Origin of the sequence: Anatilimnocola aggregata (assembly GCF_007747655.1) — a bacterium.
GTDB lineage: Bacteria > Planctomycetota > Planctomycetia > Pirellulales > Pirellulaceae > Anatilimnocola > Anatilimnocola aggregata.
Genome location: NZ_CP036274.1, coordinates 5757341 through 5783735 on the forward strand (window position 1 = coordinate 5757341; position 26395 = coordinate 5783735).

General features: G+C 55.8%; 21 protein-coding genes and 1 tRNA gene. 18 read left to right on the forward strand and 4 right to left on the reverse strand.

What is annotated here, in order from left to right; translation table 11 throughout:
* The first annotated feature begins 4 nt into the window (after window positions 1-4).
* The 11 genes from ETAA8_RS21550 to ETAA8_RS21600 all read left to right on the forward strand — a co-directional run bounded on the left by ETAA8_RS21550 (window position 5) and on the right by ETAA8_RS21600 (window position 15639).
* A complete protein-coding gene (locus ETAA8_RS21550) occupies window positions 5-3013 on the forward strand; it encodes a DUF1553 domain-containing protein (RefSeq protein WP_145093129.1) in 3009 nt (1002 codons plus the stop codon).
* 9 nt (window positions 3014-3022) lie between these two features.
* Complete coding sequence (locus ETAA8_RS21555) at window positions 3023-4516, forward strand: DUF1501 domain-containing protein (protein WP_202921166.1); 1494 nt, start codon at window positions 3023-3025, stop codon at window positions 4514-4516.
* Between the two features lie 112 nt (window positions 4517-4628).
* Window positions 4629-4702 (forward strand) — tRNA-Arg (locus ETAA8_RS21560).
* Window positions 4703-5027: 325 nt separating this feature from the next.
* Entirely contained in the window at window positions 5028-6080 is a 1053-nt protein-coding gene (locus ETAA8_RS21565; protein ID WP_202921167.1) for a tyrosine-type recombinase/integrase, read from the forward strand.
* 20 nt (window positions 6081-6100) lie between these two features.
* Window positions 6101-6748: a hypothetical protein gene (locus ETAA8_RS21570; RefSeq protein WP_145093138.1), complete on the forward strand. Its 648-nt coding sequence runs from the start codon at window positions 6101-6103 to the stop codon at window positions 6746-6748.
* Window positions 6749-6770: 22 nt separating this feature from the next.
* On the forward strand, window positions 6771-7187 hold the full coding sequence (locus ETAA8_RS21575; protein WP_145093141.1) for an SUMF1/EgtB/PvdO family nonheme iron enzyme: 417 nt from the start codon (window positions 6771-6773) through the stop codon (window positions 7185-7187).
* Window positions 7188-7425: 238 nt separating this feature from the next.
* Window positions 7426-8064, forward strand: coding sequence for a hypothetical protein (locus ETAA8_RS21580; protein WP_145093143.1), 639 nt, complete (start codon window positions 7426-7428; stop codon window positions 8062-8064).
* A 276-nt stretch (window positions 8065-8340) separates the two neighbouring features.
* On the forward strand, window positions 8341-8889 hold the full coding sequence (locus tag ETAA8_RS21585; protein WP_145093146.1) for a hypothetical protein: 549 nt from the start codon (window positions 8341-8343) through the stop codon (window positions 8887-8889).
* 69 nt (window positions 8890-8958) lie between these two features.
* On the forward strand, window positions 8959-9165 hold the full coding sequence (locus tag ETAA8_RS21590; RefSeq protein WP_145093149.1) for a DUF2997 domain-containing protein: 207 nt from the start codon (window positions 8959-8961) through the stop codon (window positions 9163-9165).
* A 587-nt stretch (window positions 9166-9752) separates the two neighbouring features.
* Window positions 9753-10643 carry a helix-turn-helix domain-containing protein gene (locus tag ETAA8_RS21595; RefSeq protein WP_202921168.1) on the forward strand — a complete coding sequence of 297 codons (891 nt, stop codon included), beginning with the start codon at window positions 9753-9755 and terminating at the stop codon, window positions 10641-10643.
* Window positions 10644-10866: 223 nt separating this feature from the next.
* Window positions 10867-15639, forward strand: coding sequence for a serine/threonine-protein kinase (locus ETAA8_RS21600; RefSeq protein WP_202921169.1), 4773 nt, complete (start codon window positions 10867-10869; stop codon window positions 15637-15639).
* A gap of 100 nt (window positions 15640-15739) precedes the next feature.
* Here ETAA8_RS21600 and ETAA8_RS21605 read toward each other — a convergent pair whose 3' ends face one another.
* Window positions 15740-15943 carry a hypothetical protein gene (locus tag ETAA8_RS21605; protein ID WP_145093158.1) on the reverse strand — a complete coding sequence of 68 codons (204 nt, stop codon included), beginning with the start codon at window positions 15941-15943 and terminating at the stop codon, window positions 15740-15742.
* 1117 nt (window positions 15944-17060) lie between these two features.
* A complete protein-coding gene (locus ETAA8_RS21610; RefSeq protein WP_145093161.1) occupies window positions 17061-18296 on the reverse strand; it encodes a M48 family metalloprotease in 1236 nt (411 codons plus the stop codon).
* 315 nt (window positions 18297-18611) lie between these two features.
* Between ETAA8_RS21610 and ETAA8_RS21615 the strand changes: the two genes are divergently transcribed.
* Window positions 18612-19402, forward strand: a protein-coding gene (locus ETAA8_RS21615) for an IS5 family transposase (protein ID WP_202921170.1) whose coding sequence is annotated in 2 segments (ribosomal slippage) — window positions 18612-18960 and window positions 18960-19402 — 792 coding nt in all. Because the reading frame shifts where the segments join, the coding sequence is not laid out codon by codon here.
* A gap of 434 nt (window positions 19403-19836) precedes the next feature.
* Here ETAA8_RS21615 and ETAA8_RS21620 read toward each other — a convergent pair.
* Together ETAA8_RS21620 and ETAA8_RS21625 are read right to left on the reverse strand one after the other, a co-directional pair.
* Window positions 19837-20280, reverse strand: a complete 444-nt coding sequence (locus ETAA8_RS21620) for a potassium channel family protein (protein ID WP_145093164.1) — start codon at window positions 20278-20280, stop codon at window positions 19837-19839.
* 80 nt (window positions 20281-20360) lie between these two features.
* Window positions 20361-21086, reverse strand: a complete 726-nt coding sequence (locus tag ETAA8_RS21625) for a hypothetical protein (protein ID WP_145093168.1) — start codon at window positions 21084-21086, stop codon at window positions 20361-20363.
* Here ETAA8_RS21625 and ETAA8_RS21630 point away from each other — a divergent pair.
* The 6 genes from ETAA8_RS21630 (at window position 21078) to ETAA8_RS21655 (ending at window position 26104) form a co-directional block, all read left to right on the forward strand.
* Window positions 21078-21497 carry a hypothetical protein gene (locus tag ETAA8_RS21630; protein WP_145093171.1) on the forward strand — a complete coding sequence of 140 codons (420 nt, stop codon included), beginning with the start codon at window positions 21078-21080 and terminating at the stop codon, window positions 21495-21497. The genes ETAA8_RS21625 and ETAA8_RS21630 overlap by 9 nt on opposite strands.
* Before the next feature lie 187 nt (window positions 21498-21684).
* Entirely contained in the window at window positions 21685-22098 is a 414-nt protein-coding gene (locus ETAA8_RS21635; protein ID WP_145093174.1) for a hypothetical protein, read from the forward strand.
* A gap of 690 nt (window positions 22099-22788) precedes the next feature.
* Window positions 22789-23004, forward strand: coding sequence for a hypothetical protein (locus tag ETAA8_RS21640; RefSeq protein WP_145093177.1), 216 nt, complete (start codon window positions 22789-22791; stop codon window positions 23002-23004).
* A 973-nt stretch (window positions 23005-23977) separates the two neighbouring features.
* Complete coding sequence (locus ETAA8_RS21645) at window positions 23978-24601, forward strand: PB1 domain-containing protein (protein ID WP_145093180.1); 624 nt, start codon at window positions 23978-23980, stop codon at window positions 24599-24601.
* A gap of 184 nt (window positions 24602-24785) precedes the next feature.
* Window positions 24786-25289: a hypothetical protein gene (locus ETAA8_RS21650; protein WP_145093183.1), complete on the forward strand. Its 504-nt coding sequence runs from the start codon at window positions 24786-24788 to the stop codon at window positions 25287-25289.
* 83 nt (window positions 25290-25372) lie between these two features.
* Complete coding sequence (locus ETAA8_RS21655; RefSeq protein WP_145093186.1) at window positions 25373-26104, forward strand: hypothetical protein; 732 nt, start codon at window positions 25373-25375, stop codon at window positions 26102-26104.
* The last annotated feature ends 291 nt before the right edge of the window (window positions 26105-26395 follow it).

Here is a 26395-nt window from a genome sequence, read left to right on the forward strand (position 1 = left end):
CGCCATGCAACGCTCTTTCAGCCCTGCAGTCCTGCTAATTGCCTGTCTGGCTGCCAACCTGCGCGGCAATGACGAAACGTTTGCTCCCGTGTCGGCGATTTTCGAAAAACGCTGCGTCAGTTGTCACTCCGCGGATGAATCCAAAGGGTCTTTGTCGTTGCAATCTCGGGCGGCTTTGATCACTGGCGGCGATAGCGGATCAGCAGTCTCCTTGAAAGCGCCAGCCGAAAGCCTTCTCCTGCAGATGATCAGTGGCGAGAAGCCGGAGATGCCCAAATCGGGAGCCAGACTGACCGCGGCGGAAGTGGAGTCGATTCGCCGCTGGATCGCTGCGGGAGCACCATGGCCGGCCGACAAGAAGCTGGAGGATCGCAGTCTGGCCGATAGCAACTGGTGGTCGCTCCGCCCGCTTGTTCGTCCCGAGTTGCCGCGACTCTCTGCGGCAGATCAAGCCTGGGCCACCAATCCCATCGATCACTTCATCATCGCGACATTACGCGATCATGGTTTTGGTCCTTCTCCGCCAGCCAATCGAGCGACACTGATTCGCCGGCTCTATTTCGATCTCGTTGGTTTGCCGCCGTCACCGGAAGAAGTGGCTGAGTTCGTCCAAGATCCCGATCCGCATGCTTACGACAAGCTCGTCGAGCGGTTGCTCGATTCACCGCACTACGGGGAGCGCTGGGCGCGGCATTGGCTCGACGTCGTTCATTTCGGTGAGACGCACGGTTACGACAAAGATCAGCCCCGGCGGAATGCCTGGCCTTATCGCGACTACGTCATTCGTGCCTTGAACATCGACAAGCCCTATGGCCGCTTCATCGAAGAGCAGCTTGCTGGCGACGTGCTGCACACCGGCACAATCGATGGGATTGTGGCGCTAGGATTCATTGCCGCCGGACCTTGGGATTTCATCGGTCATGCCGAAGTTCCCGAGAGCAAGATCGACGGCAAAGTGGCCCGCCATCTTGATCGCGACGATATGGTGAGCAATGCGATTGGAACGTTCAACAGCTTGACGGTCGGCTGCGCGCAATGCCACAACCACAAGTTCGACCCCATCAAACAAGTCGACTATTACCGTCTGCAAGCCGTGTTCGCGGCGGTCGATCGGGCAGAGAAGAAGTATCACTCTGACCCTGCTGTGCTCGCTGAATACACGGCCCTCGAACAGCAGCAGCGTGAGTTGACAGCGACGAAGAAGACCCTCGATGCGGAAGTGAAAAGGCTGGCCGGCGCAGAACTCGTCAAGCTGGATCAGGCGATTCAAGCAGCGCGGCAAGCATCAACCACAGGTCTTGCACCAGAATACGGCTACCACAGCCAGCTTCATCCCAAAGCGGATGCGGAGAAATGGTTTCAACTCGATTTGGGCTCGTCGCGAGAAATCGCCAGTGTGGCTTGCATCGGCTGCTACGACAATTTCAATCAGATCGGCGCGGGCTTTGGTTTTCCGGTCCGGTACAAGATCGAAGTTTCGAACGACCCTGACTTCAAAAAGGAAGTCACGGTTGTTGTCGATCACTGCGAACAGGACGTGCTCAATCCCGGCACGACGCCGCAGGTTGCAAACTTCGCCGCGCAAACAGCGCGTTATGTCCGCATGACCGCAACCAAACTTGCGCTGCGGCAGAACGACTACATGTTCGCGGTAGCAGAATTTCAGGTCTTCGATTCTGCGGGGACGAATGTTGCGAAAGGTGCGGCCGTTACAGCGCTCGATTCCATCGAGGCTCCAGTACGTTGGCGGAAGGCGAATCTCGTCGACGGAATCTACCCCGGTGCTAAGGACGCGAACCTCAGTGGCAAACAGTTAAACGAGTTGACTCGGCAACGGAGCGAGTTACTGGCTAAAGTGATTGATGCCGAACTGCGAGCCAAGCTGACCGCTGCCGAAACTGCGGCGGCGGATATTACGCATCAACTGAGCAAATTAACGGCCCCGAACGTCGTCTTTGCGGGAACTGTTCACCACGGCTCGGGGAACTTTCAAGGAACTGGCAACACCGGCGGCAAGCCGCGCAAGATCTTCGTGCTGCATCGCGGCGATGTGAAGAGTCCCACAGAAGAAGTTCAACCTGGCGCACTGCAATCCCTGCCGGAGTGGTCCGGTGACTTTCGGTTGCCCGAGGGACACAGCGAGGGAGAACGTCGTGCTGCCTTAGCACGCTGGCTCAGCGATCGACGAAACCCTCTCACATGGCGCAGTGTTGTGAATCGCGTGTGGCAATATCACCTGAGCCGCGCGATCGTGGATACACCGAACGACTTTGGCCGGATGGGGCAGTTGCCTTCACACCCCGAGTTGCTGGACTGGCTGGCGGTGGAGTTTCTCGACGGCGGCCAGTCACTGAAGTCGCTGCATCGGCTGATAGTGACCAGCAGTACCTATCGCCAGCAATCGCAGCCAGACGAAAACGTTCTCACCAAGCTGAAAAATGATCCTCGCAAAACAGATGCTGGCAACGTTTACTTGTGGCGAATGAATCGGCGGAAGTTGGAGGCCGAAGCCCTTCGCGATGCCGTGCTGCAAGTCTCCGGCAAACTCGATCCTAAGATGGGCGGCCCCAGCTTTCAGGATTTCGTCATCGACCAGCCTGCTCATTCGCCGCATTACGAATATCACTTGCACGATCCAAGCGATCCGAAGTCGCATCGCCGCAGTATTTATCGGTTTATTGTCCGTTCGCAGCCGCAGCCCTTCATGACCACGCTCGATTGCGCGGACCCTTCAATGCGCGTCGACAAACGAAACGAATCGATCTCGCCGTTGCAGGCACTCGCGTTGCTCAACAACGGCTTCATGGTCACGATGGGCCAGCATTTCGCTGCGAGGATTGAGGCGAGCACGCAGGAACCTGCAGCCCAAGCCGAACTCATCGTTCGCCTGGCCCTATCCCGCCACGCGAGCGATGAAGAGCGACTACTGTTTGCCGACTACATTCGAGCACACGGACTTGCCAACGCTTGTCGCGCGGCGTTGAACCTCAATGAGTTTGCATTTGTGGACTAGGTGATGCGCATGAGCTCCAACATTGCTCCGAATCGTCGAGAGTTTCTGCAATCGCTGGGCCAAGGCTTTGGCAGCTTGGCCTTGGCGGCGATGCTCTCGGCGGAACGTCAACCTGTTTTGGCGGGGGACGCCGCTCTATCGCCAAGCAAGGGTGCGCTGCCGCAGTTGCATCATCGGCCGCGTGCCAAGCGGGTCATACAACTCTTTATGGCCGGGGCCGCGAGTTCGATCGACTTGTTCGATTTCAAACCCGACCTGGTCAAGCACCATGGCGAACCGAGCAACTTCGGCGAACCAGTCGAGGCATTTCAGAATGGTCTCGGCCCCTGGCTCAAGCCCATTTGGGACTTCAAACCCTACGGCAAATGCGGCAAGCAACTCGCTGAGCCAGTGGCAGAGTTGGGGAAAGTGGCTGACGAGTTGGCGTTTGTGCATAACGTCGTTGGCAAGACCGGGGTTCATAGCCAGGCCACTCTGTTGCATACTACGGGATTTCAGTTACCCGGTTTTCCCGGCATGGGTTCATGGTGCAGCTATGGCCTGGGGAGCTTGAACGATGACCTGCCGACGTTTGTCGTACTGCCCGACCATCGCGGATTGGCGAGCAATGGCACGAAGAATTGGGATTCAGCATTCCTTCCCGCGCAGCATAGCGGCACCGTGATTTATCCCGGCAATGAAACCCCGATTGCCGACCTCTATCCGCACAAGAGCGGTTCGTATGTAAACCCGCAGAGCGAAGCCGCGACTCAGCAACTGCTGGCCAGGATCAATTCGCAGCACGCGAGTTCACGCGCCGGCGACGCTCGACTCGAGTCACGCATTCGCAGTTACGAGTTGGCGGCGAAAATGCAACTCGCCGCGCCGGAGGCGCTCGACTTTTCGCAAGAGCCTGAACACATCCTCAAGCTCTATGGTTTGAACAATGTCCCGGCGCAGTTCGAAAAGGAAATCAACGTCCGCGAAGAGACCGTTCACTTCTCTCGTAAATGTCTCGCCGCTCGTCGACTCCTGGAGCGTGGCGTGCGCTTCGTCCAGATCTGGTCGGGCAACGACAACGGTTTTCCCCGCCGAAACTGGGACTCCCACGAAGATGTTCAGCGCGATCATGGTCCGCTTGCCGGCGGGATGGCCCGCGGCGCGAGCGCCCTCATTCAAGACCTGAAACAACGTGGCCTCCTCGACGACACCATCATCCTCTGGACTACCGAATTTGGCCGCATGCCCAGTTCGCAAGGGGGCAAGGGGCGGGATCACAATCCGTATTGCTTCACGAATTGGCTGTGCGGCGGCGGCATTCGCGGCGGCATCACGTATGGCCCTAGTGATCAATGGGGATACAAGCCGCTGAACCGTGAAAGTCCAACGCAGGTCTACGATATTCACGCCACCATGCTTCATCTCTTGGGCATCGACCACACTCGCCTCAGCGTGCGACACAATGGCATCGACCGCCGCTTGACCGACGTCCATGGCCACGTCATCCGCGAACTAATTTCCTGAACTTCCCTCGCCCCCTCGTCAGCCTCCATTCGCCAGTCACCCCCGCAGCATCCCTACCCGCCCTCCATCCCATTTGCTAAGCTAACCCTTCACAAGCATCCGCTTGCCAAGAGCGCCCATAGCTCAATTGGATAGAGCATCGGTCTTCGGAACCGAAGGTTACAGGTTCGACCCCTGTTGGGCGTAATTACCGTAAATCCCGCCAAACGCACGACTTAGCGTACCTGCCTGCGTAGGGCAGTGTGGCCTTGAAGCCTGAAGCAAAGTGGTAGTCCTACCACTTTGCTCCAGGGCATGGAGCCACACGATGCCACGCATGCCGAGAATACCTGCGTATCGATTGCACAAATCCTCAGGCCAAGCCCGGGTGATTATCGATGGTCGGCACGTCTATCTCGGCCTCCACGGATCGGCAGAGAGCCGAGAGGCGTATGCGAGATTAATCGCCGAGCGTTTCACTCCGTCAGTCCGTGCAAAAACTCTACCGGTTGCCGTGAACGGGTTCCCGGATTTGTCCATCAATGAGTTATTGCTGCGGTACATCGAGTTCGCCGAACGGTACTACGTGAAGGACGGCAAGCCAACGAAAGAGCTGGTGTGCATGAAGGAGGCGATGAGACCACTCAGAACGCTCTTTGGCGAATTGAGTGCGCAGGAATTCGGCCCACTGAAGCTCAAAGCAGTTCGGCAGCACATGATCGATGCTGGCCTATCCCGTGGGGTAATCAACCAACGTGTAAACCGGATCAAACGCATTCTAAAATGGGGAGTGAGCGAAGAACTCTTACCGGCCGCAGTCCACGAAGGCGTTCGCACTGTCGCCGGGCTCCGCTTTGGCCGTTCAGCGGCTCGGGAAACTGAACCGGTGGGGCCGGTGGCTGACCAATGGGTCGATGCAGTGGTACTGCACGTTGCACCTCAAGTCGCCACGATGATCGAACTGCAGCGTTTCACCGGCATGCGACCTGGAGAGGTCGTCAAAATGCGTCCGTGCGACATTGATCGTACGAATGACGTTTGGCTTTACGAGCCGTATGACCACAAAAATCGCTGGCGTGGGCATCGCCGTCGCATTCCACTCGGCCCCAAGGCGCAGACTCTGATTCAGCCGTTCCTCAACCGGCCAGGAGATGACTTCCTTTTCTCGCCGCAAGAAGCCGAGGGGCATCGAAACACGCAGCGTGCGGTCCACCGAGATCCCAATCGTAAAACCAAGATTTATCCGTGCGAACTGCGGGCGCAAGAGGCTCGCAAGGTCCAATCGCGAAGCCGCCGGTCGAAACGCCCCAAGGGGCAGCGTTACACCAGTGACAGCTATCGGCGAGCAATCGCATACGGTATCGCTCAAGCCAACCGTTCGCATAGGAAGGCTGTGCCAGCCAAGATGGAAGTTCCCTCTTGGCACCCCAACCAGTTGCGGCACAGTTTCGCTACACGCGTACGCAAGGACTTCGGTGTTGAGGCAGCCCAAGTCGGCCTCGGGCACGCCCGTACCGATGTGGTCGAAGTCTATGCAGAGAAGAACCTTGAACTGGCCGCAAAAGTGGCCAGGCTGACCGGTTAATTCGGAAGAGGCCCAAAGTCATGCGAAAGCCCGCCCAGACGAAACGAAATGATGATCTAGCGGTCTTGCGGAAGAAGTTTGAAGAGGTTGATGCGATCGTACGTGACTATGAAAATCGCTTGTCGCAATTCCGTGCAGATTTTCATATCGCAGTCGATTCAGGGACTCTTGATGCCCACGGGCTCCTCTCCAAAGTCAGCCTAGGCATGAAATCCTTGGGCATACTCGGCCATACCAAATCTTTGATTGAAGGGGATCTCAAGATTATTCAAGATGGGCTGGAGGAAAGCCAACAGCATGGGCTGCTGAATCTCGTAAGAGAAATTCAAAACTTGGCCAAGATGATCAGCATTTCTGTTTCTACACCTTCAATTGACCCTCGTGCCAATGTCATTAATCTCTTCGACTCACTTTGCAGCTTTACGCAGGCTGGACTCGTCCCTTTTCTAACTCTGAGGGATCGCTATCGGGAGAACCTAAACGCGGCAACACCGCAGATCTCGCGAGATCAACAAATAAAGTTGCGAGATCGGATTGCTAAGAGGATGCGCAAAGTGAATCCACTAATTAGCTGGTCAGAGTTAGCCGTCAGGGTTCGAGACGATCCGGAAGCCCAGGAACTCACCATTCCGATTAACAAGAATACCGTTCGGCAGCCCTTTAAGTGAGCTGCTCGGCAAATTTCGGACAGTGTTGTGGTTATCCTCGGTACAACCTCAGCAAACTGGGGCCGATGGCGGGCACGCTAAGGCGCCCTTCAACGCCACCCAAGCGAAATTCCATCAAGCCGCCTGGGCCAAGCATCTCGGCACGCAGGTCGAGACCGTCAACAGTGTCGGCGCAAAGATGATTCTCATCCCGCCCGGCGAGTTCATGATGGGCAGCACGGATGAAAAAGTCGAGGCGGCCTTGAAGGTGGCCGACGAAATCAAAGCCGATGGCGTAGTCATCAGCCGCATCGAAAAGGCCGAAGGTCCGCAACACAAGGTCATCATTACCAAGCCGCTGCTGATGAGTGCAACCGAAGTAACGATCGGACAGTTCAAGAAGTTCAGTGCCACGGGCTGCCGATCCCTCGGTGGCTTGGATCGCCCAAGCTTTACCTGAATTTTCGTCATTATCGTGTCACAATTACATGCTCCCGGAAGCTAACTATTGGGACCTCTCGTTCCAACGCTCCCCGGGCTCGATTTCAGCGGTGATCTAACGATCGCCGCATTCCAGGCTTGCGTCTTGCGAGCCTGAGACAATTTGTCCCTGCCTCGCGGCGTTTCCGCGGGGCGGTTGTGTTTTCCCAACACGACCGCCCCGTGTTGGGGCGGTCCCTTTCCCAAGGATCGTACCCATGATTGCCATTGCGCCTATCTCTTCCCCCGCTCCCCGCCGCACGAACACCCAGAACAACTGGCAAGATCGCTACTTACTGCTGCTGCCCAAGATTCGCCTGATCGCCCGCTGTGCATTTCGCAAGCTTCCCGCTGAAGAACGCGAAGATGCGATTGAAGAGGTGATTGCCAACACCTTCACGGCTTACGGTCGACTAGTCGAACGTGGCAAAGAGTCGATCGCCTACGCTTGGCCGCTGAGTCGTTACGCCGTGGCTCAGTACCGCGCTGGCCGGCGCGTGGGCTCATCGCTTAATGTTCATGATGTCCTGTCGCCAAATTGCCAGAAGCGGAATGGGCTGGCGTCGCGCTCGTTCTCTTATTGCCACAAGAGCAGCCAGTGGGAGGAATTGGCCGTCGAAGATCGGCGCGCGACGCCTGCTGATGTGGCTGCCTGTCGACTCGACTTCCGGGCTTGGCTGCGCGGGCTTGAACGGGCGAAGCGAACCACTGCCGAATTGTTGGCTGGTGGTGCGACCACGATGGATGCCGCTCGGCAACTGGGATTGAGTCAAGGGCGGGTTAGTCAGCTCAGGCGAGAGCTGAAAGAGGCCTGGGAGCAGTTTCAGGGTGAGGCGAAGGAAGTTGCCGCGGCTTGAATCTAGTTTACCGAGTGTAGCAATCGTTTGGAGTTCTCCGCGGCTGCGAGGTCTGCCGCGGAGATGCTGAACGCAGTGCTAGCTTGCCCTGCAAACGTAGGCGTTCTTTCATCCCAGCTTCTTGAAAGGAGGTGCGCTTGCAGCTCACCACGTTGGTTGTCTGTTTTTCGTTGGCCTTGGCAGCATTGGTGGTAGCTCTGGTGCGGCAAGTTCGGCTGCACCGTGCGACTCGAAGACTGCTGGGAAGGTTTCTGAAGCACAGGAGAACAAGCACGCATGAAACGACTCGGTCTCGTGATCGGCATCGCCGCAGGCTGCGCTCTCGCCGGTTGCAGCACCGACGAACGCCTGGCGGACCTGGCTCAGCAGGTTACGCATGAACAGGCTGCTCAGAATGAACGGATGGCTGAAGCCTCCCAGACTGTCGCCCAGGGAAGCCAACAACTCGTCGAGGCCGATGCGCAAGCGCGCCGGGAACTAATCGACCTTCAGCACGAGCTGCGTCGCGACCAGGCAGGAATTGCTCAGCAGCGCGACGTGTTGGAGGTCGAACGACGGGAAGTCGCTCAGGCTCGACACAAAGAATCACTTCTTACCAGCGGGCTTACCGCCGTGGGAATGCTACTCGCAGCCCTGGCACCGCTGGTGCTTGCCGCTATCTCACTCATCGGTCTATGGCGGGAAACGACGAAGGAAGAGGAAGGACAAGTCCTCATCGAAGAGCTTGCCCACTGCGTGCTGGCTGAGCAACGCCCTTTGCTGCCCGAGCCCGATCGCTCAAGGCTCGAAACACCGGACGAGGATCAACAGCCTCCGCCCTTTTAGTACGCTCGTCCATCGAACCACCTTCATCCAGAAAGGTCTGCATGTCCCACAAGTGACGGGAGGTGCAGCGTGCATCAGACTATCGAAGTTACGATCTCTCCGACTGGCGAGACACGCTTGGAAACTCGCGGCTTCGCCGGCGGAGCTTGTCGACAAGCCAGCCAGTTCCTCGAACAGGCTCTGGGTACCAAGCTGCTGGAATCGCTGTCACCCGACTTCTACGCCAGCCAAGTCAACCAAGACCAGGTCGAACGGCAGCATGGTCGCGGCCTTTAGAAGGTTCCGACTGGTGGGAGAAATGCCCAGCTGCATTCGCATCTTGGCTGCGACCTTGCAGGGGCAAGCCTGCTACGAAGCTCGCTGATTTCCCTGCACTCTTTGCGTCACGCAGTTCCGAAGTTCGCAAGACGTAGCGCTGCCGGAAGACCAAAACAGCAGGAAGCGTGCCGGGTGAGTTTGCGAGCCTCAAAAACACCTACTTCGGGGCTGCCTTGGCTGCCCACCTTGAGTGGCTCACGTTTATCCCGAATCATCACGAAGGTTACATCAGCCTGGAACAGTACGAAGAAATTCGACGCATGATCGACGAGAACTGCCGCGGTTTTGAAAAAACGGGGGCCGTGCGTCGCGGTCCTGCTCTCCTAGCAGGGCTCTTTCGCTGCCAGCGGTGCGGCAGAAAGCTGACCGTCGCCTACAGTGGCGTCAAACCCAATCGCTTCGCGCGCTACTGCTGTCTGCGCGGGCATCTCGATATCGGCGAACCAAAATGCATTGCCTTTGGCGCCACTGTGGTCGACGCTAGGATATCGCGAGAGATTCTGCGAGTGGTTCAACCTGCCGCATTGGAAGCCGCGAGGCTGGCGATGGAGAAGATGAACGAACAGGCCGACGCCGTCTTGGCGGCATTGCAAACAGATCTCCAGGCGGCAAGGTACCAGGCGTCCCGAGCCCAACGGCAATATGACTCGGCCGATCCCGAAAATCGCTTGGTGACCGACGAACTTGAGCGGCGCTGGAATGCCTCGTTAACAGCGGTCGCGAACTTGGAGCGTCGCATACACGAGCACCAAGCCACCCATTCACAAGTTACTGATCAGGATTGGGACGAACTTCAGAACCTGGCCGCTGATCTGGAAACCGTGTGGGAAAGCCAATCGTGCGATGAACGTCTCAAGAAACGCATCCTGCGTACCTTGATCAAAGAGATAGTGGTGGATCTCCAAGAAGCCAGAGGCGAGATTCACTTGACCATTCACTGGCACGGTGGCGTTCACACACAACTCATGGTGCCTCGCAGGAAACGCGGCAGTGCCACCAGAACATCGGCAGACGCCCTGGAAGCCGTGCGAATTCTGACGCTGATTGCCACCGATGAAATGATTGCTGGGGTGCTCAACCGCAATGGGCTCCGCACGGGCCGAGGCAACCGCTTCACACGCGAACGAATCGTGTCGCTGCGCAACCACCACCAGATCCCGGTTCACAATCCCGAGGAGCGGATCAAGAATGGCTGGATGACTCTCAGCGAAGCCGCCGATTATCTCGGTGTCAGCTCTCGGACATTGCGCCTCGCGGCAGAAGCTGGCGAAATACCAGGCCGCCATCCCTTGCAAGACGGCCCCTGGGTATTCAGTCGCGCCGATCTCGACGCGGCGCCCGCCCAAGCCATCAAACGGCGAGCCCATAACCGCAATCGAAAAGCAGGCGCGGTACCAAATCCGAAACAGCAAAACCTCGATTTGTCAGGCACATAGAACCAATGCGTAGTCAGAAGCCGAGTTGTAATGCGACAGGTACTCACTGCACACATGATCCATGTGCGTCTCACCGAAGATCACGAACCGATCCAGGCACTCTTGCTGGATCGTCTGTCCGACTCAATATTGCCACGGATGGCTGACTTCACTCACATCCGAGGGCCCATTTGCTTGCTGCCTCCCCCTTAGCCAACTACAATCCCCTCCTAAGGGGATTTTCATGGCCATTGCTCTCGAACAGTTCGTTTCACGCGTGGCGGAGAGTGGCCTCCTCTCCGAAGACGAAGTACGTGAATTCGTCGCATCGCTACCTGGTACGAAACAGCCTCAAGATGCTGAGCAGTTAGCCCGCGAACTCGTCCGCGCCAAAAAGCTGACGGCCTATCAAGCCCAGCAATCCTATCAGGGCAAAGGGAAGTCGCTCATCCTCGGCAACTATGTCGTCCTCGATAAGTTGGGCCAGGGCGGCATGGGCATGGTCCTCAAGGCCGAGCATCGCCGCATGGAACGCGTGGTCGCCCTGAAGATTCTGTCGCCGGCAGTTACCAAAACCCCAGAAGTCCTCAAACGCTTTCAGCAGGAAGTGAAAGTCGCGGCCAAGCTGACTCACCCGAATATCGCCACCGCTTACGACGCCGACGTTGCCGGCAGTACCCACTTTCTCGTAATGGAATATGTCGCGGGGAGCGATCTGGCGTCCGTCGTTATGAACGAGGGACCACTACCGCTCGCGCGGGCTGTGAACCTGATCTTGCAAGCGGCGCGCGGGTTGGCGTATGCCCACGGCGAAGGCGTGGTTCATCGCGACATCAAGCCGGCGAACCTGCTGCTCGATAAGAAGGGCACCTTGAAAATTCTCGATATGGGCCTGGCCCGGATCGACAACACCAGCGTCCAGGCTGGGCTGACCCAATCGGGCGAAGTGATGGGCACAGTCGACTACATGGCCCCCGAGCAGGCACTCGACACGCGCCGCGCCGATGCCCGCGCCGATATCTACAGCCTCGGCTGCACGCTCTATCGGTTGCTGACTGGCGAAAACATGTTCGATGGAGATACTCTCGTCCAAAAACTGATGGCCCATCAGCAGCAGCCTATCCCGTCGCTCAGTGCTCGCCGTGCGGATGCACCTGCGGAACTGGTGAATCTTTTCGAACGGATGGTCGCGAAGAAACCGGCCGATCGATTTCAAACGATGGCGGAAGTCGAAACCGCCTTGGCTGCCTTGCCGCTCGCTGCCCTCACTGCCAATTCGTCATCGTCACTCAGCGCCGCTGGTTCCAGCGCGAGCGTCGATTACAACACGGTCGCCGACAATGCGTCTGGCAAGAGCGTGGTTGCTCCAACGCTTCCCCCCGGTGCCAGCTTGCTCTCTGAACGCACGGTTCACAATCAGCCGAATCCCAACACCTCACTCGCCGGCACCATCTCCGGCAGCGCCTCAGCCGTCAGCACCGACACCATCTCCGGCCGCCTCACCCCTTCTTCGCCATCCACTGCTGCCTCCGCCACAAAATCTGGCTCAACACGAGTTCCGACGCGCACCCTGCTAATCGCTGCCGGCTTCGCCTCCCTGCTCCTCGCTGCCCTCGGCGTGTGGGTGATCATCAAAGACAAAGACGGGAACGAGATTGCCAGGATTAAAGTGCCAGAGGGAGCCACAGCGACAGTAACGCCAGACGCACCACCCGCAGTGAAGCCAGACGCACCACCGGCAACCAATCCCAGCCAAGGTGCGAACCCGAGCCAAGGTGCCAACCAGGCACTACCGCCAGGAAGTGCAAATCTCAGCACGCCAATTGCACGGATCGACTACAAAACTGAACGCGAAGTTGCAGAATGGGCAATTGCCACAGTCGGATGGGTCCGCGTGATCTCGGTCTTCGACATGAACAGTTACGTCGATGTCGATGCGGTGGAGAAACTTCCCCAGGATGATTTCTCGGTCTATCAGATCAGGTGGAAGAACAAGTCAAGTTTTCAGGTCGATGATGCGCAGCAGTTGGCGCGTCTTCACGACCTGGCCGCATTGCACCTTGCTAACTGCCAGGTTTCTCCAGAGACTTTCCGTTCTCTGCAAGAAGTGAAATCACTTCGAACTTTGATTTTGACCAATTGTGTCTCTGAAGCAGGCGGCCCCTTGGCGATCACCGAGCTGAGCCAGCTTCATTCGGTGTTTATTGAGAGCACAACGCTTAGCGACAACTTTGTTGAACGACTAGGAAACCTGCCACGATTGGAACGGCTGAGCCTTTTAAACATCACGGGGGTTACGGACACTGGTTTAACGCGTCTGGCCGCGTCCAAGCCAAAGTTTCTCTGGAGTCTGGAACTCACGAACACGAAAATTGCAGGAGAAACCTCCGGCCTTGCGGCAATTGCGAAGCTACCGCGGCTCTGTCGCCTGGTCCTTGATAACTGTGGCACAACAGATGAAGGGCTTTTGGAGCTACAAAAGTGTTCCACGTTAACCGAAGTCCATCTGTCGGGCAGTGCGGTGACTGCGGCTGCTGCGGACAAACTGCAGAAAGCCCTGAATTGCCAACTCATCGCATTAAAGGATGAGCAATCGCCTGAGTTGTATCGTAGTCCCGAATACCGCAAGGCAGTCCAGACGCTTGCTCAGCAAGGTGTAGAACTCTATGCGCGTGACGGGATGGGCTCACTCTATGCGCAATCGTATCCTTGGCCGGACCGCCCAGGCATCGTCGTCTACAAACTAAGGCTCCCATCGTGGCGTGAGGGGGACGATCGGCTGTGCGCGGAAATCGCCAAGCTAAAGGATCTATTGAGTATCCATCTCGACGGTCCGATTTCTCAACAGATGCAAGAGACGCTTTCCGGCTTAACCAATCTGTCGCAAATTATTCTCCCACACTCCAGCAGGGTTCGGGTCGAATTTGCCAAGTGGAAATCCCGCGATAAGATCAGCGAGATTATCAACTTGCCGGCGACGGAAGTGGCCCTCAACGATGCGCTGCTGCTGCCGAACTTAACGGCCATTCGATTTGCGAGTGGCGTGCAAGTCCCTCCTTCGCACCCCATATTTTCGAAGCTGCGTGCTTCGCAGCAGCTTGCAGCGGTGACGTTCAAGACGCCCATCGATCTACCGAACAATCAACGCCTTGCCACGCTTCGCCCGGACCTGCTCGTTTCTCAAGATTTGCTCCACATAGGTCCACAAACCCCTGTAAACCCGGACTACCTGCTCTCTTCCGAGCCGGGTTCGGGCGAAGTCCCCAGTGATCCAGGCGAGCGTGGCCGCCAAATTGCGGAGTGGGTGATTCGTTCGGGTGGCAGTGCATCGCCCAGGCCCGATAGCAGCAAGCCAGCAACATCCTACCGACTAAAGGGCCTTTCCTTTCAGGGGGCAAAAGTTGATTTTCGGCAACTGAAACACCTATCCGGTCTCGCCACAATTCAGTATCTGACCTTCAACCAGCAGCCAATCACGGACGCGGAACTCAACTCGATAAAAGACTTGCCTAATCTGTCTGAGCTGTCACTAATTGATACTCGTGTGACCGCTGATGGAATTCGCGCCTTGAAGCGGTTTCCACGGATCATTCGCTTTTATAGTAATAGTATTGAATGGAATACCTCGCTCCTTAAAGATCTGACAGAAAGCCATCCTGATCTAGCGTTGCTGTCGATGAACACGACCTCGCTACGGCCAGAAGACGTAAAGTTGTTGTCGCGACTTTTAAAGCTTGAGGTGTTGTCAACTGCAGGTCCGCTTGGCGATGAGAGCCTTAACAGTCTGGTTGTGGCGGCTCCGAAACTGCGGCAGATCATGTTCTCAAATAACACGGCCATGACAGATCAGGGTATCGCAGCTTTGGGCAAGCTTCCTGGACTACAAAGCTTGACTTTTTACGACGGTAAATTCCCCTGTCTTTCGGAGGGATTGCTAAAGGTGATTGGTGAACAATTGCCGGGCCTGACCTATCTTGCGTTGCCTAGGAAGCAGTTTCCGGTCGGCGAATTGTCGTACTTGAAGCAGCTTACGAAACTTCAAGAATTGAATGTTGCCGGAGTGCAGTATACGGACGAGATCATTCCTGAAATAGCAAACTTGAAGGCAGTCAAAACCTTTAGCTTCTGGGATACAAAGGTAACGAAAGCGGGCTTCGAACAGCTTCATGCTGCCCGCCCCGACTGTGCCATTCGAAATGGCTTCACAGTCATATTCGCAGCGTCGAGCAAGCCCGTTCCGGTCTCCGCTACCCAGTCTCCAACGCTCACCGATGTCAACGATCCTGCGTTTCAGCAGTGGATGAAAGAGGTCGCCGCTTTGCCGGCGAAAGAGCAGGTCGAAGAGGTAAAGAAGAAACTCGTCGAACTGAATCCAGGGTTTGATGGGGCGGTCAAGCCAACGATCACGGACAATGTAGTGACGGGCTTGCAGTTCTCGACACTGGAAGTCAGCGACATTGCAGCGGTTCGAGCGCTTGCTGGTTTGACGCACCTGCGCTGCGAAGGCATGGAGTACCCGGTTCTGGCTGGGAAACTCGCAGATATTACACCGCTCGCGGGGATGAAGTTGGTGAAATTTGACTGCCGTTACAATCGTGTGGCGGACTTGAGTCCGCTCTCGGGAATGTCGCTCACCAGCGTCACACTAGCCTCGAACCCAGTTAAGAGTCTTGCGCCGTTGCAGGGAATGCCATTGCAAACACTGGCAATCAACAACTGTTGGTGGATTCGAGATTTGGAGCCAATCCAGGGGAGCAAACTAACGATGTTGAGTGCGAACCACACCTCGATTAACGACCTGAGTTACCTGAAAGGAATGCCGCTCGAACACGTTACGCTGCATTTGACGAAAGTCAGGGACTTGGCTCCGCTCGATACCTGCGCGAATCTCAAAGTTCTTGAGATTGGCAACACCCCAGTAACCGCAGCCGAAGTTGCGCGATTCCAGGCAGTTCTTCCCAACTGTAAAGTCGTCTGGAATGACCCGGCTCAGGCTAAGCCCGCGCCCACCAAGTAAGTCGTACCGTGGGTTAGTGTGCATCTTCTTTCGACAGCCCGGTTAGGCCCCTCATCACAGCAATGGCGAAAATCATTCTCTACACGCTATTAACTCGAGTTCAAATCTCACGACTGATGTGTCCGAACGCACTTAGAGCGAACTTGTCCAGGTGGTTCCGTTCCTTCAGCATCACCGTGATGCGTTTGGGCAACTTCGACCGCAGAATCTGGTTCTCGACCTTCAGGTATTTCACCTGGCGGGCGAGCTCTTTCTGCGTGGCGCCGGCAATCACGAGCAACAGCGACTGAAATACGTTGACCATCGAATTACACTGGGTTTGACGCAGCGAATGGTGGGAGTGCGTTCTTTTTTGCACCCCGCCGGGACCGTCGGCCATCTCAAACCTAACTCGATCACACGCGAGTTTCGGTTAGCGGAATTCGACGACCTCGCGACGCTGAAACTTCTCACGATGGTTTGGTTAACAGCCCATCTTCACAGACGGCTTTCGAATCGTTCTCGAAGCTGTTAACCCGAGTTCAAATCTCGCGATTGGGGTAACCGTACTGGAGCCGACTACAGCCGGGTGGAAGGTGGAGGCCCGGGTACTGGCCTTTGTACCCTTGAATTTTGTGGAGAAATGCGTTGAGACTGCTTCCCCTGGTCTCAGCGTTGTGTACCATAGGACTTACGGCAAAAAACACGAGATGGCGAAGCTCGTCGGCCGTCACTGCGAATATCCCTTCGGGTTGTTGACTAGGCCAGCGGCTGAGGTCAAGCAGGTTCTCGAACTCCGGGAAGGTTTGAGACTGATGAGCTCGACCGGGGTATTTCGCGCCACAGACTCTTCGCCATAAGCAGGGACTCTGGTAGTTGTCATACCATGTACCATTACAGGCGTGGAACCCAATTCCTGCAGCAACTGGGGGATAATCCCCAGTCATCGTCAACCCAACGCTAAGTTGGAGGCTGCTCGTTGGAAGATCCATAAACTGCCGCTGAGTCCTCCACTGCCGCTGCCCGAAACCACCCGCATGTACGAAGGTGACGGTGCGCGCGAACGGCTTGAAAGGTGCTAACGCCATCGGACCAGCCGTCGTTCCGAGGAGTGTAGCCGCGATTCTCTTGCCCGGACTCGGACCTCTTTTGGCCTCCCGCACCCCAAGTGGCGAGAACTCGCGCAGAAAACTCCCCAATGTTGTGGTTCTCAGCACCTTACAGACCCAAAGCCGGCCGCTGTGCGAGACTTCCACTACCCGGACGGCCACACGCTGCGACTGGAGCTGGGGCAAGCGGGCGAGCAGCACTATCTGCTGCACCGATCGACTGCTGGGTTCTCCCGACTTCAGTTGCTCTCGTCAGTCGTCGCTGAACGAGTGAAGCTGAAAGAACTAAAGGCGAGCGACCCACCATTTTCGCCATGCGGTTAGAGACTAGCGTCACTGACCGGGTGGCTCTTGGAGATGTCGAAACGCTGCTTCGTGCAGGTCATCGACTCCTCGCCAAGTGATCCAACGGCTTCGCACTTTCCCAATATCAATCTCAATTCTATCCAGCTCCTCACTGCTGATGGCCGACGCCTTTGCTGCGATCATGTTGCGATAGAGACCAGCGTAGATTTCAGGATCGAAAATCTGTCCCTCTTGGTACTTCGTTACGATAAAATTGGTGTACTGCCTTATCCATTGCGTACAAAGGTCGGCGTACTCGTACAGGTCTTGCCCATACTTGCGGAAGACATGTACTCGGAGATGCTCTAGGCGATTGGCGTCGGTGGGGTGCGTCGGTGAGTATCCAATCGGCTTGAAGTACATAGCATCACCAACACGCGATAGCATGTCATTAACGCACAGCAGAACAAACGGCCCGGCGATTCTGTATTTTGCATCGCTGTTTGGCTGGGCCCAGTTCGCCGAAGCCATGAGAATTGTCAATGCTTGCAAGTCCGCGTCATACTCTTGCTGGTGATCAAGTACCACAAATTCAAGATTACCAGCAGGGGTATTGAACTGAGCAACTCGTTGGGATCCTACGTGTCCGGCGAGCAAGTGAGCATATTCGTGAGCAAGTACGAACTTCTCGGTTTGCCAAAGTAGGCGGCTCAAGACAGTCACTCCATGGCCGGTGAGTACCTCTTTGCGTTTGGCCAATCTAACATCGCCACCGAAGTGATATGCCTGGATGATTGGCAATAGTTCATTCACGGTCCGTGTTACGGCTTCGTCGTCGAATGGTGGTGGCGGAGTATCTTCACGTCGAAACGTAAGCGAACGTGCAAATGTCTTCAGGATAAGAAAAGTCGTCATTATCAAGCCAGTGTTGACAAGCACCAGAAAACCGCCATTACGAGGCAGGATTTGAGCGTTCAGGTCGCCTGTTGGAAACTCTGCAGCGAAAACCTCTTCATCAAGAGTGCAGCCGCATGCCCTTATGTCATTCTCGACTTCGACGGAAAGGTCGTAGAGCAACTTCTCGAAGCCATGTCCGCTGCTCCCCTCAGCGAATAACTTGATCGACTCTTCGACTTCAGACTCCCCTAGACCTTCCTGTCGCATCGCTTCCCGATACTCATCTGCAAACTCAGAACTCGCGAAGTCCGGACGCAAGGGTGGGACTTCAAGTCCTTTCTCTGCGAGTAACGCTGCAAAAGCCTGTTGGAGTTTTGTTGACGGCATGATTCAGTTCACAACGATTTGTGATCGGATTTGGCTCTGCCTTAGCACCACGGAGGAGGCTGAAGTCAGTCCGAAAGTAAGACACGAAGCTCAAAGACTGTCGCCATCGAGCAGCACTCGGTCGCGGTGCAGCGGGCGCCAGTCGATCGCATGAAGCGCGTTGTCGAACGAGTTTGGAATGCGATCAACTCTGAGAAGCTGTCTGAAAATGCTATTTTCGCAGCATAGCGTGAGATGTTATTCTGTGGCCAGTTCAGTTGTTGGAGAGGAATGGTACGGGTTGATCTTGAACAGTTTTATCGAGGAGCGCGAGGCATGGACGCCGTCTATCCGAGTGAATTGAGTGATGCGGAATGGCAGGTGGTTGAGCGGTTGCTGCCAGCTCCAAAGCCGCGCGGCCGCAAGCTGGAGATCGGTTGGCGGCGAATCCTGGACGGCATCTTCTACGTGAACAAAGAAGGTTGTCAGTGGCGAGCTTTACCGAAGGAATTTGGCAAGTGGCAATCGTTCTATCACTACTTTCGCCTGTGGCGCATCGATGGCACCTGGCAGCGGGTGAACGATGCATTGCGTCGCCTGGAGCGCAAAGCGCAGGGTCGCAAGGCCGAGCCTTCGGTCGGCATCATGGATAGCCAGTCGGCGAAAACGACCGCAAAGAAGGGGCTCGCGGCTATGACGCTGGCAAGAAGATCTGCGGTCGCAAGCGGCACTTGATGGTCGACACGCAGGGACTGGTGCTTACCGCTCTCGTGCATCCAGCCGACATTCAAGATCGCGACGGCGCGAAGCTGCTGATCGAGCAAATGAAATGCACGCTTCCTCGCTTGCGAACCGTGTTCGCCGACGGCGGCTACGCCGGCCAGTTGGTCGACTGGTTTTGGGACTCGGTCCGCTGGAACTTGGAAATCGTCAAGCGAACCGCCACGGCGGGCTTTCAACTTCTCCCCAAACGCTGGATCGTCGAACGTACCTTCGCCTGGCTGAGCCAATATCGCCGCCACAGCCGCGACTACGAAGAATTGCCAGAGACCAGCGAAGCCATGATCTACGTCAGCATGATCCGGCTGATGCTCCGCAGAGCAGGCAAACGGAAGGCAAACGCTTGATTTTCAGACAGCTTCTGAGCACTCTTATCCTGCACCGTCACCACTGGCTTGTGGTGGCTGCCCGTTTCGCGATCCCTGTCGTAAGTGGCCAGGCTAACAGTTAAGAATCAGTTGGCCCCGGTCGCTCGCCAGGCGGCCGGGGCCGATAAAGCTTTTCTTTAGCATGTGGGATCCGGGGCTGTTAACCGCCGGTTCGCAGGTTCGAGTACTGAGAGGGGCAGCTTTGTCGTGCTGGCCATTCTCCCGATTGTGGTTGCCGACCGGAGGAGTCGCTAAGTCGCTTTTCCATCGCATTTTGATCCAGCGATGGCGAGAACTCGCGCGAAAAGTCCCAAATGTCGTGGTTCTCAGCACGGCAAGATCTCGCACGGAATGGCTAGCAATATGTCAAACAGGTTTGCATTAAGGGAGCAGAACGCGTCCCCTGGAACAAGCTAACGATCCCGCCAAAAACGCTGCATTTCTAGATAAGTAAAAGATGCCGACCAAGTAATAAGCATAAGGCCAAGCAGAGCTTCCATTGCGGCAATAAACCGCAGCGGGCCAGTTGGAAAAAGGTCACCGTACCCGACCGTCGTATAGGTCATGGAGGAGTAGTACACGTAATCCAACACTCCTTGACTGTGGTCGCCTTTCAGGTCGCCGAGTCCACCATGCCATTCGGCCAACATGATGCCGCCGGCAAAAATCCATATCTCGACAATGTGTACCACCAGTAACGCACATATCAGCAACGCGATGCGGGGCCGACCAACCCAGGCCAGTCTGCCTAGAACTGTTGAAAGCATATTGAGCACTTCGTAGTGGAGCAGAACATTAACCAGGACAAGTCCAGCAGCGATTAGGGTTACTACGACAATTCCATGGGTTGTATACATCCGCAGTGACCACTTCTCTGTTCACGCTAATCAAGCAGGACTTTAGCAAAAGGCAGATGGTTCGCGGTCATTTTATTGGGTTATCGCCTTTCTGACCAGGATGGAGCGGCCAGCAGGCAGGCTGAATCGGCGACACAAAATCGTCGGGTTTGATCGTGAGGATACCTGCAGCGTCCCTTCCATCGCCTGGTACGCCGCATGAACCGAGGGCCGCAAATGTTCTCAAGCCCTATACCTACTGTCCGTGGAACGACCTGGACAACCTCCCAGCCCAGTAAGCCAAGCTTTCGGACGCCGGGGATATCGAAGCCGATATTCATCTGCTCGCCCAAGAGCTCCGAATCGACAGGAAGGTAAACCGTATCGTAAAGAAACACAGAGTGCCCCTCTCGAAGCCGACTTTGCAAACGGTTCTTTATCGCTTCAACACGACTTCTCGCTTCCGCCTCCTCAATTCTCTTCTGTTCTTCAGCCTCTGCTTCCAGAATGCGTTCGAACTCATCCTGTTCTGCTGCCAGATCGCGTTCTAACTTGTAAGGATAGATTCCGCGTTGCTTCGCAAGCGTAAGTGCAGCGCTCTCATTGTCGGCTGAAATGCGAACCCTCTGCTCGGCACCCGTCTTCGCGTCGGCACCCGGAACAACTACAACGAAACGATTAACTTCACCAGTGAAGCCTTCATTCAGGTTGTCGAAGACGATCAAGGACTGGCCAACATCGGCCGCGGTGGCGACGACTATTTCGAACCCCTGACGGTTACTGCTGATCTCGCCGGCCGCGGGCCACAAACCTTTGCGGTGCAACATCAGGATCCGACCCTGGGTGACCTGGGCATTTATGAAGTGGTAGTCGAAGTCTTCAGTCAAGGTCCGCCGCCGGGGCCTGCTCCCAGCCCGTTTCCTCCGGCCCCAGTCGTTATCCCTTCGCCCAGCACTACGCAACTCGCGGGCAGCTTTTGGCATGAAGCTCAGGTCGGTCAGATACTGGTCTACAAGATTGATCGGGCTGGTTTCAACCAACTCACCTGCACGGTCACCACGCTGCAGAATGGCCGAGTGGTGGCCGTCAGCCCGCCGCAAGCTTGCCAATACAATCGCAACACCGGCATGCTGCAGCTGGGCGACGAAGGAACGTTCCAAGTCACGTTCACCCAAGCTCGCGGCCAATCAGGCCTGAAGTTGACCGACTTCCGCGGCAACGCTCGGCTGTGGAATTAGTACCCACGAGTAAGTTCGCTCTACTCTGCAAATGCAACAAGACCTCCTGGAGCATATCTGGGAGGTTTTTTCATGCGAGGCGGAAGCTAAGGGCAATCGGACGAAAGATAGACAAAGCCAACTCGATCGAATACCGTCTGGACGTGGCAGCAGTCGATTGTCGAGTGGCGAGAAAACGAGGTTAAATATGAAATTCGGACAAACGGCATTCTCGGTTTTGCTTATCGCCATCAGTGGTGTCCTGTTCGCAGCGGAGAAGTCTGCAGATGAGGTGAAGGTCGACAAGTTGGATCTGACTAAGAACGCCAGCTACAAGTCCGGCCCTTGGGACTACCGTTACATCGTGCTGGAGGAAGGTCCACACAAAGGCTATATGCAGGGATTCTTAAGTCACAGCGGCAAGGAGCTGCTCGATCCGAAGGACGCGAAAGCTTTCATCAGTACGCCCTGGGGCTGGCTGCAGTGGACGCCGCGTTCACTGAGCGGGCGCGGCAACTGGTTGCCTGTGAAGGAGAAGCCTGCGACGGGGCGTGAGTTACCCGACCCGGCGAAGCACCCGGAGCTCATTTCGAACCCACCTCCACAGCCAGGACGACCGTGATCTTTCGAGTCGTCCAACCGCTTGGACCGCCGAGGGCCTTTAAGGCATGCCGGTCGGGGCAGCGGGGTGTACAGAAGTCGTCGCCAACGTGAGCTGCATGTGTCGATTCGGTAAGGCTGAGCCGCCTCAGAGCGTCCCCTGGTCGCCACTTGAAAGCCTCATTTGATCGGTACAACGCTCGCTTAAAACTGATCTAAAATGCCGCTTGTGGGGCGAGTTAGGTGGGCGAAACGAAGGCTTGAGGGCAGTAGTGGAGGTCGTCGCTGATTCGAGGTTGTTGCTCGGTATTGGCGTCGGAGGTCAGTGGTCCAGCTCTGGTTGATCTGAGCAAATTGGCAACCGCTGCACTCATCAGAATCGCCCGATTCGGAGTTGTGGAGGTTAACCTTCCGAATGGGTTTGCGGGCCTCGAAAGTGTGGCTGTGACCAGGGCACTAGGCATTTGGGAAAATCGAATTGGTCGCCTGCCCGCATGGCAGGCAGGTGCCATTGAATTGCGGTTTTGAATGGGCCTCGGACGAGTGGATTCGTGCCTATAGGTCGGCAGACAAGCCGGTTTTCAATGCCACTTCATGCCAGCCAAGCGCCGGGGACGAACGGCAAATAACCTCATAGACCGCACTGGCAAGAGTTACGTTATACGGTCGCTCAACAGGTATGCAGAAGACTATCCAAACGGGGCAGGCAGCCATGTTCAAATTCACTTTGCGAGACGGTGCAGTAGTACTCGCAGCCGGCGTGCTGATTGTGGGTTTGGCCGGTATTGCCGTTGCCATTAGCTGGCTCCGAAACGACCCCAACACCAAGGCCGGCAGTCTGCGGCGAGGTCTGGATGGGGTGGGCAAAGAGACCGACCGACGTGACCGCGAGATCGAAGAATTGACGGGGTCGCCGGTGGGTAGGTAAGTCGCTGCGAAGCCTACTGTACACTTCGCCCTTGCCTCTGTTAGCAGGGGATTGGAGCGAACATTGCCGGCACTGTCCCCGCCATCAATACCGAGGAGTAGAATGCTCTCCGCCAACATCCAAGCCAGCATTGCAGCACCCGAAACGAGTGCCACATGTTCAAACTCAAGTCTCTCCTCGCTCTGATCGCCCTACTTTGCCTCCCGACGTTTACCGTTAGGTCGCGGGCTGCTGACCGGCCCAACGTGATCGTGATTTTGGCCGATGACAAGTAGCACCAAACGCGTATCGGGGGTCGCTTTGTGCAAGAAATAGCCGAGAAGCGAGCTATCGCCGATTCAAGAGGGGATCGTGTTGAACTCAGTCGAATTAACTACACATTGCTACAGCAGATCTGCATGGTTGCTGGTTCGACTAAACGGCTTCCGCACTTCGATTGCTCCGGCTGTGGAAATCGCCGTTCAATCCGTTCAAAATCATCAGGTGCGACAGCATCGGCCAGACCTTTGACCGGCTTATGGCCAGAACAGAATAGCCCGGCCTTTTTTGGGCTGATATCCCATGGCGGAACTGCAACGTGAGTAATCTTCCATCGATCAGCCCGCTGCAATTCGTTGCTGCTAGCTCCGTTCCTGGGGGCCAAAAGCAGCGAGGTTTGTGCCACCGAAAAATGCCGCGGTTGCGCGTCATTCCGTGGCGCTGGACGAGTCGCCGGTGTCATCACCGAATTAGCATGCCGAACAGGTCGTCGTCGACGCCGTCATCGATGGCAAAAGCCGAAGATAACCAAGTTTGGGAAGAAACTGATGTCACTCCGATTTAAGGGGCCGACCTCGGTGGTTTATCAGGCCAAAGTAGTCGCCCATAGCGCAGTATTGAAAGCTATGCTATCGGTATCGGTATCGGCTCGAGTTGTAACGAATACTCTGAAGAATCCGTCCAATTTACCTGCCTTATTTTGGAGATTGCCTCGATGGTTAAGTCTGTTTTCCCCGTTGGTTACGCGTCGCTACTCAGCGTCGTGATGTTTGCGCTGAGCCCATCGACGACCTTTGCTCAGAATGCGAACGACGATAATCCAGAACCCGTAGAAGCCACTGAATTTCAATCTGCTCAGGCTCTACCGCTCGTTGACGGAGTAGGAAACGCCAATCCACCGCAGTCGAAAGGCATCAAGAAATTGGGAGGCACGTATCGTTCGGATACGTTAGGTGGCGAGTTTCTGTGTCAGTACATGCGCATCACGATCGGCGGCCGACAAAACGGTCAATCATTCGTGTTTTGGGGCGCCCGGGCCATCTCGCTTGATCGCGATTCGCCACTACGCGACCTCCGCATGCAGATGAGCGATGGCACCGTTGAGAAGTTCCAACCCGGAGACGTATTGACACGGCTCGACGATATCAAAGTCGACGAAGATAAATTTCAAGATCGTAAAGGCATTTGGCAGATGCCGCAACTTGATGAACACTTCGGGCCGACTTCGGTTCGCTGGATCAAGACCGGGCATTCTCACGTCAACGTCGGCCAGATCATGCTCGACAACGACGCTACGCGAGGCATCGGTGGCGGACGCGTTGCGCCGGTTACACCGTAGACCCGATTTGATCGCCAGAATTGACTTTCTCCGCAATCGCTCTGCGGAGAAAGTCGATCGTTATTCAACAGTTCTTCGTACGCATCAGCCAGTTGAGCATTTTTAGAGGGGAATGACTTTCATTCCTGCGCGAATTGCAGTTGGCACCCGCAAGCCTACTTAATCTATTGAGAATGGAAACGTTATGAATTCGAATCGTACAAACGGCAGCCTCTGCCGCCGAGTGGCAATCTATGCCTTGGCCATGATTGCGATGTTCTGTTGCTTTGCAGGCGCTTTCACGACTTCCCTGACTGCTGAAGAAGCCGAGTTGGAAGTCGTCCAGGTTGAGTCAACTTCGTTTGTTGTCCTTCGTCAGGTTTTCAAAAGTGGCGAGCAAATCGAATGGACAGTACACGAGCTCGGAAGTCCGTTTTCGGTTACAACGAAAGCGACGAAGAACTACGCCGACGACCCCCGTTTTCGTACTATCAAAAGGGGAATCGAGGCGTTAGAGAAAGTTAAAAAATACGAAGACCCCAAAAGTGTGGCTGTTCCCGCAACAGGTTCTGCCGTGACTAGCGGCGGTCTCGAAGGCGAGATGAGCCTTCTCTTCGTCGTCAATGGAGACAGTTGCTTTGGCTACTCGACCACAAAAGCAATTGACATCAAATCGATTCGAAAGTTCAGTTGGACAACATTCGAGTAATTGGATTTGCACTGATCGGCGGCGTTGCTGAAAGTCAGTTAATAATGCCCCTCGCCCTTTATTCGCCTATAACAGGAACAACGGTGTCAACTACCTTCGCGCGTCTTGTGATCGTCCTATTCGGCATCTTGGGCGGTTTGTCCTCCGGGCAAGATGCGCCGCCGCCGAAATTGGATGTGCCAAGGAAGCCGGCCGCGATGTATGTGCCTCCGCCCCCCCCGACAACGGACCAGATGCGGGCCGAGATGAACGGGCTGTTTCTGCCTTCCGGTTTTCAGCACGAACCGTTGCTCAGTCCCAATGGCGAGGTCGGCGGGCTGATCACCGGGCCGGATAAATTCAAAATTGCCTACTGGGTCATGCCACCCTTCGGTTCTCGACTTGCTCCCGGTCAGGTTGCGTTCGAGTCGTTAGCGATGAAGTTGAAGGCGGGCAAGCACCAATGGTCGCGAGAGCAGTACGTCAGCGACGAATTGATCCAACTCACTCTGGCATCCGATAACACGCTCGCGGTTTCCTATCCCAATCGCGGCGTCAATATGTCTTGCAACGTGAATGGTCCGGGGCAATTGTCCGATGCACTTCTGATGGCTCTCTCCATCACAAATACCGTCCGACGTCTGTCGTGGGACAAGGCTAAAGAGTTGTTTGAAAAAGGCGGTGTGAAATCCTGCACAATGTTTCACACGGGCGTCGTGTTCATTCACATGGCAGATGAAACGCGTTTCGAAACTAGGCAACCCAGCAGTGGCGCTCTGATCGCACTCATCCGAGCTCTCGGCAAGGAAGACAAGATCGGAATCGCTACGGACTGATCGGCGGGGTCGTTGAAACCAAGCACTTTCGTGAGATAGGTGCGCGACTGATCGATGCCCTTGCCGGCCACGTCTTGAACACTCAATTTTAGATTCTGGCTCTGCCGGACCTGTTCACAGATGATTGCCAGATGGTGCTCTAAGAAGGAATAGATCGCGACAAGTGTCGAACTATTGCACAAGGCTGGGAACTCCTCCTTGAGGTTGCTCTCATCGCCCATGTACCAGCCGTATGCCTCGTGGGCTTCGTTCTCGGTCAGCGTTTGAAGTTTCGAAGTGAATTCGGCTTCA

What these genes read in the sequence shown, in the direction of transcription:
- ETAA8_RS21550 (WP_145093129.1), top strand. Translation starts at nt 5, where the DNA reads ATGCAACGCTCTTTCAGCCCTGCAGTCCTGCTAATTGCCTGTCTGGCT.
- ETAA8_RS21555 (WP_202921166.1), top strand. Translation starts at nt 3,023, where the DNA reads ATGAGCTCCAACATTGCTCCGAATCGTCGAGAGTTTCTGCAATCGCTG.
- ETAA8_RS21570 (WP_145093138.1), top strand. Translation starts at nt 6,101, where the DNA reads ATGCGAAAGCCCGCCCAGACGAAACGAAATGATGATCTAGCGGTCTTG.
- ETAA8_RS21580 (WP_145093143.1), top strand. Translation starts at nt 7,426, where the DNA reads ATGATTGCCATTGCGCCTATCTCTTCCCCCGCTCCCCGCCGCACGAAC.
- ETAA8_RS21585 (WP_145093146.1), top strand. Translation starts at nt 8,341, where the DNA reads ATGAAACGACTCGGTCTCGTGATCGGCATCGCCGCAGGCTGCGCTCTC.
- ETAA8_RS21595 (WP_202921168.1), top strand. Translation starts at nt 9,753, where the DNA reads ATGGAGAAGATGAACGAACAGGCCGACGCCGTCTTGGCGGCATTGCAA.
- ETAA8_RS21600 (WP_202921169.1), top strand. Translation starts at nt 10,867, where the DNA reads ATGGCCATTGCTCTCGAACAGTTCGTTTCACGCGTGGCGGAGAGTGGC.
- ETAA8_RS21605 (WP_145093158.1), bottom strand. Translation starts at nt 15,943, where the DNA reads ATGGTCAACGTATTTCAGTCGCTGTTGCTCGTGATTGCCGGCGCCACG.
- ETAA8_RS21610 (WP_145093161.1), bottom strand. Translation starts at nt 18,296, where the DNA reads ATGCCGTCAACAAAACTCCAACAGGCTTTTGCAGCGTTACTCGCAGAG.
- ETAA8_RS21620 (WP_145093164.1), bottom strand. Translation starts at nt 20,280, where the DNA reads ATGTATACAACCCATGGAATTGTCGTAGTAACCCTAATCGCTGCTGGA.
- ETAA8_RS21625 (WP_145093168.1), bottom strand. Translation starts at nt 21,086, where the DNA reads ATGTTGCACCGCAAAGGTTTGTGGCCCGCGGCCGGCGAGATCAGCAGT.
- ETAA8_RS21635 (WP_145093174.1), top strand. Translation starts at nt 21,685, where the DNA reads ATGAAATTCGGACAAACGGCATTCTCGGTTTTGCTTATCGCCATCAGT.
- ETAA8_RS21640 (WP_145093177.1), top strand. Translation starts at nt 22,789, where the DNA reads ATGTTCAAATTCACTTTGCGAGACGGTGCAGTAGTACTCGCAGCCGGC.
- ETAA8_RS21645 (WP_145093180.1), top strand. Translation starts at nt 23,978, where the DNA reads ATGGTTAAGTCTGTTTTCCCCGTTGGTTACGCGTCGCTACTCAGCGTC.
- ETAA8_RS21650 (WP_145093183.1), top strand. Translation starts at nt 24,786, where the DNA reads ATGAATTCGAATCGTACAAACGGCAGCCTCTGCCGCCGAGTGGCAATC.